The organism is Roseicyclus sp. (assembly GCF_052168335.1).
Taxonomy (GTDB): Bacteria; Pseudomonadota; Alphaproteobacteria; order Rhodobacterales; family Rhodobacteraceae; genus Roseibacterium.
In genome coordinates this window covers 1-4,382 of the sequence record NZ_JBQLZP010000048.1, presented here as the reverse complement: position 1 = coordinate 4,382, position 4,382 = coordinate 1, and the positions used below count along the sequence as shown (strand labels likewise).

The following is a 4,382-nucleotide window of genomic DNA, read 5'->3' as shown; positions in this document are numbered from 1 at the left end:
TGGTCGAGCGTTCGTCTAGCAGCCCGCGCTCCGGGTCTCAATGCCGCGTCCAGCCGGAGGGACCGTCGCGCGGCGGCGTGTCCTCGACGCTGTAGTCTCCCTCGATCACGTCGTCGCGCGGCCGCGCCGGACCCCGCGGGGCCTGCCAGTCGCCCGGGCCGCCGACGGTGTGAACCCGGATGCGCTCGCGGATGCGGCGGAGCAGGAAGGCGCGGACCTGCGGCACGAGCAGGAGGAAACCGACCGTGTCGGTGAAGAACCCGGGCGTCAGCAGGAGCGCGCCCGAGAACAGGATCATCGCGCCATGCGCCAGCGGCTCGGTCGGGTCGCGCAATTCGTCGAAGCTCCGCCTCAGCCGCAACAGCGCCTCGCTCCCCTGCGAGCGGACGAGCAGCGTTCCCGCGATGGCCGTGGCCACGACGATCGCCAGCGTCGGCCAGAGGCCGATCCAGCCGCCGACCTGGATGAACAGGGCGATCTCGATGAGCGGCACGAGAAGGAAAAGGAGGAAAAGCCACATTCCGGGGGCTCCCGTTCTGGGGAAAATCGTCGGCGCCCCGGTCGCCAGATGTCGCATCCGCGGGGTCATGGACTTGATAGGTCCCAACGCTTACATATGTCCGGAACGAGCGTCGATCAAAGCCCCACCCTGTCGCCCCGAGGTCCCGCGCATGAATTCTTCGCTTCTGTCCCTTCTGGTTCTGGCGGGGATCGCGATCTTCCTGATCCTCCGCCTGCGCAGCGTGCTGGGCACGCGCGAAGGGTTCGAGAAGCCCGCGGTCCGTCCCGTCCCGTCCCGCTCGGACCCGCGCCGCGACTTCGAGGTGATCGAGGGAGGCCCGGACGACGACATCACCGACCACGTGGCGAACGACAGCGAAGCCGCGAAGTCGCTGGCCGCCATGAAGATGGCCGAGCCCGGCTTCAACGTGCGCGAATTCCTCCAGGGCGCGCGCGGCGCCTACGAGATGATCCTGATGGCCTTCGAGCGCGGCGACGTCGAGGAGCTGCGCAACTTCCTCGCCGACGACGTGCTCGAGAGCTTCGAGAGCGTGATCCGCGAGCGCGAGGCGCAAGGCCTCCGCATCGACGCGGAATTCGTCGGTATCCGCGAGCTTGCGTTGCAGAACGCGACCTTCGACCGCGGCAGCAACGAGGCCGAGGTGAGGGTGCGCTTCGTGGGCGAACTCACCTCCGTCGTGCGCAACGCCGACGGCGAGATCGTCGAGGGCGATCCCGGCGAGATCAAGCGGCAGCGCGACGTCTGGACCTTCGCGCGCACCATGGGCACCGACGACCCGAACTGGCTCCTGGTGGCGACCGACGGATGAGCCATGCCGCGCGCGAGGATAATCGCACTCGGGGCCGCGGTCTTCCTCGCCGTCCACATGTCGCAGGCCGTGGCTGAAACGCCCGCGCAGCTTCTCGACTTTGCCGACCTCGACGGCTGGCCCGAGGACGATCACGCCGCGGCGCTCGATGTCTTTCGCGTGACCTGCGGCGACATGCGCGGCGCCGACTGGGAGGGGCTCTGCGCGCTGGCCGCCACCGCGCCCGACGCGCGCACCTTCTTCGAGCTGTTCTTCCGGCCCGTGCTGATCGGGGGCGACCACGTCGCGCTCTTCACCGGCTATTTCGAGCCCGAACTCGAAGGGTCGAGGGTGCGGACGGCGCGCTACCGCTACCCAGTCTACCGCGTGCCGCCCGAGCTTGCCGAAGGGCAGCAATGGCTCAGCCGCGCCGAGATCGAGACGACCGGCGTGCTGGAAGGACGCGGCCTCGAGATCGCATGGGTCGACGACGCGGTGGAGCTGTTCTTCCTGCAGATCCAGGGCTCCGGCCGCATCCGCCTGAGAGACGGGACCGTTATTCGAGTCGGCTATGGCGCGCGGAACGGCCACGAATACCGCTCGGTCGGTCACGAGATGGTCCGCCGCGGCATCTACGAGCCGCACCAGGTCTCGGCTCGGGTGATCGCCAACTGGGTGCGCCGCAACCCGGCCGAGGGGCGGGAGCTTCTGCACCACAACCCCTCCTACATCTTCTTCCGCGAGGTCGATATTTCGGACCCGTCGCTCGGGCCGCTCGGGGCGATGAACCGCTCGATCACACCGCACCGCACCATCGCGGTCGATCCCCTGCACACGCCGCTCGGCGCGCCGGTCTGGATCGAGAAGGACGGGGCCATCCCGATCCGCCGCCTGATGGTCGCGCAGGACACCGGCGGCGCGATCCGGGGCGCGCAGCGGGCGGACATCTTCTTCGGATTCGGGGACGAAGCCGGCGACGCGGCGGGCGAGATCCGCGATCCGGGGCGGATGGTGGTCCTCCTGCCGATCGAGCGGGCGCACCAGGCCGTTCCGGACGCCTGAGCGGATGGCGCGCCGCAGGAAGGGGCTCAGTCCCGACGACCGGGACTTGTGGGACCGCGTGAAACGCTCGGCGAAGCCGCTGTCGCCCGCCGTCCCGGAGCGGGCGGTCCTGCCCAAGCCCCGCCCCGAGCCGCCACGGGACGAACCGCCGCCGCCGAGCCTCGAGATCAAGCCCTTCCGCGTCGGCGAGACCGCCTCCGTCACCTCGCCCGCGCCGCGTGGGGCGCCACCCACCGAGGCGCCGGTGCGGATGCAGCACAAGACGCACCGGCGCATGATCCGGGGCAAGCTGAAGCCCGAGGCGCGGATCGACCTCCACGGCATGACGCTCGCCGATGCGCATCCGGCGCTGATCCGCTTCGTCAGCGGCGCGTGGGATCGCGGCCTGAGGCTGGTCCTCGTCATCACCGGCAAGGGTCGCACGGGCGAGGACGACATCGGACCCATTCCCGCCCGGCGCGGCGTCCTGCGCCAGCAGGTTCCGGGCTGGCTGAGCGCGCCGCCGCTCAGCGCCTTCGTGCTCGAGGTCCGCGAGGCGCATCAGAAGCACGGCGGCGGCGGCGCCTACTACGTCTACCTCAGGCGCAGGCGCTAGAGGACATAGCGGCTGAGGTCCGCGCTGCGGGTCAGCTCGCCGAGGTTTTTCTCGACGAAAGCGGCATCGACCGTCACCGCCTCGCCGCTCCGGTCGGGGGCGGTGAAGCTCAGCTCCTCGAAGACGCGTTCCATCACGGTGTAAAGCCGCCGCGCGCCGATGTTCTCGACCGACTGGTTCACGTCCGCCGCGATCTTGGCCAGCGCGGCGATCCCGTCGTCGGTGAAGGTGACGCTCACCTGCTCCGTCTGCATCAGGGCGGCGTATTGGCGGGTCAGGGCGTTGTCCGTCTCGGTCAGGATGCGGACGAAATCCCCCTCCGTCAGCGGGCGGAGGTTCACGCGGATCGGCAGGCGCCCCTGCAACTCCGGCAGCAGGTCCGAGGGCTTGGCGATGTGGAAGGCGCCGGACGCGATGAAGAGGATGTGGTCGGTCTTGACCGGCCCGTGCTTGGTGGAGACGGTCGTTCCCTCGATCAGCGGCAGGAGATCGCGCTGCACGCCCTCGCGGCTGACATCGCCGCCGCGCACGTCCTGCCGGGTCGCGACCTTGTCGATCTCGTCGATGAAGACGATGCCGTTCTGCTCGACCGCGCGCAGCGCCTCCTTCGTCACCATCTCGGGATCGAGGAGCTTGTCGGCCTCCTCCTGGATCAGGATCTCGTAGCTTGCCGCGACGCTCATCCGGCGGCGCACCTTCCGCTGGCCGAAGGCCTTCCCGAAGATGTCGCCGAGGTTCATCATGCCGCCCATGCCCGGCTGGCCGGGGATCTCGAAGCCCTGCATCGGGTTCGACGTGTCCGTCACTTCCAGCTCGATGAGCGTGTCGTCGAGCTCGCCCGAGCGGAGCTTCCTGCGGAACATCTCGCGCGTCTGGTCGCGGGCGCCCTCGCCCGCCAGCGCCTCGATCACCCGCTCCTCGGCGGCGGCATGGGCCTTGGCCTTCACCTCCTCGCGCAGGTTTTCGCGCACCATGACCTGGGCCGCGTCCACGAGATCGCGAATGATCTGCTCCACGTCGCGGCCGACATAGCCGACCTCGGTGTATTTCGTGGCCTCGACCTTGATGAAGGGCGCCTTCGCGAGCTTCGCCAGGCGGCGCGAGATCTCGGTCTTGCCCACGCCGGTCGGACCGATCATCAGGATGTTCTTCGGGTAGACCTCCTCGCGCAGGTCGTCGCCCAGCTGCTTGCGCCGCCAGCGGTTCCTCAGCGCCACGGCCACGGCGCGCTTGGCGTCCGACTGGCCGATGATGAAGCGGTCGAGCTCCGAGACGATCTCGCGGGGGGTCAGGTCGGTCACGCTGGGGTTTCCCTTGTCAGAATGTCGTAGGGCGGCAGCCGGTCCTTGCCCGGAAACTGCGGAAGCGCGCGCATCAGGGACCGCCGCATCGCCTCCCATTGCGCGCCGAGCAGG

General features: G+C 69.4%; 5 protein-coding genes. 3 read left to right on the top strand and 2 right to left on the bottom strand.

The window, feature by feature from the left end:
• Nucleotides 1–37 precede the first annotated feature (37 nt).
• Nucleotides 38–520 (bottom strand): FxsA family protein, encoded by a 483-nt coding sequence (locus tag ACTS11_RS01705; protein ID WP_442638625.1) that lies wholly within the window; start codon nucleotides 518–520, stop codon nucleotides 38–40.
• Nucleotides 521–671: 151 nt separating this feature from the next.
• Here ACTS11_RS01705 and ACTS11_RS01700 point away from each other — a divergent pair, with 151 nt between their 5' ends.
• The 3 genes from ACTS11_RS01700 to ACTS11_RS01690 are packed head-to-tail and all read left to right on the top strand — an operon-like array spanning nucleotide 672 to nucleotide 2,967.
• Nucleotides 672–1,331: a Tim44/TimA family putative adaptor protein gene (locus ACTS11_RS01700; RefSeq protein WP_442638624.1), complete on the top strand. Its 660-nt coding sequence runs from the start codon at nucleotides 672–674 to the stop codon at nucleotides 1,329–1,331.
• A 3-nt stretch (nucleotides 1,332–1,334) separates the two neighbouring features.
• Complete coding sequence (gene mltA, locus ACTS11_RS01695; protein WP_442638623.1) at nucleotides 1,335–2,372, top strand: murein transglycosylase A; 1,038 nt, start codon at nucleotides 1,335–1,337, stop codon at nucleotides 2,370–2,372.
• Between the two features lie 4 nt (nucleotides 2,373–2,376).
• On the top strand, nucleotides 2,377–2,967 hold the full coding sequence (locus ACTS11_RS01690; protein ID WP_442638622.1) for a Smr/MutS family protein: 591 nt from the start codon (nucleotides 2,377–2,379) through the stop codon (nucleotides 2,965–2,967).
• On the opposite strand, the gene hslU is transcribed toward ACTS11_RS01690, so the two are convergent.
• Nucleotides 2,964–4,268, bottom strand: a complete 1,305-nt coding sequence (gene hslU, locus ACTS11_RS01685; protein ID WP_442638621.1) for an ATP-dependent protease ATPase subunit HslU — start codon at nucleotides 4,266–4,268, stop codon at nucleotides 2,964–2,966. The two genes, ACTS11_RS01690 and hslU, sit on opposite strands and share 4 nt — an antisense overlap.
• Nucleotides 4,269–4,382: the final 114 nt, after the last annotated feature.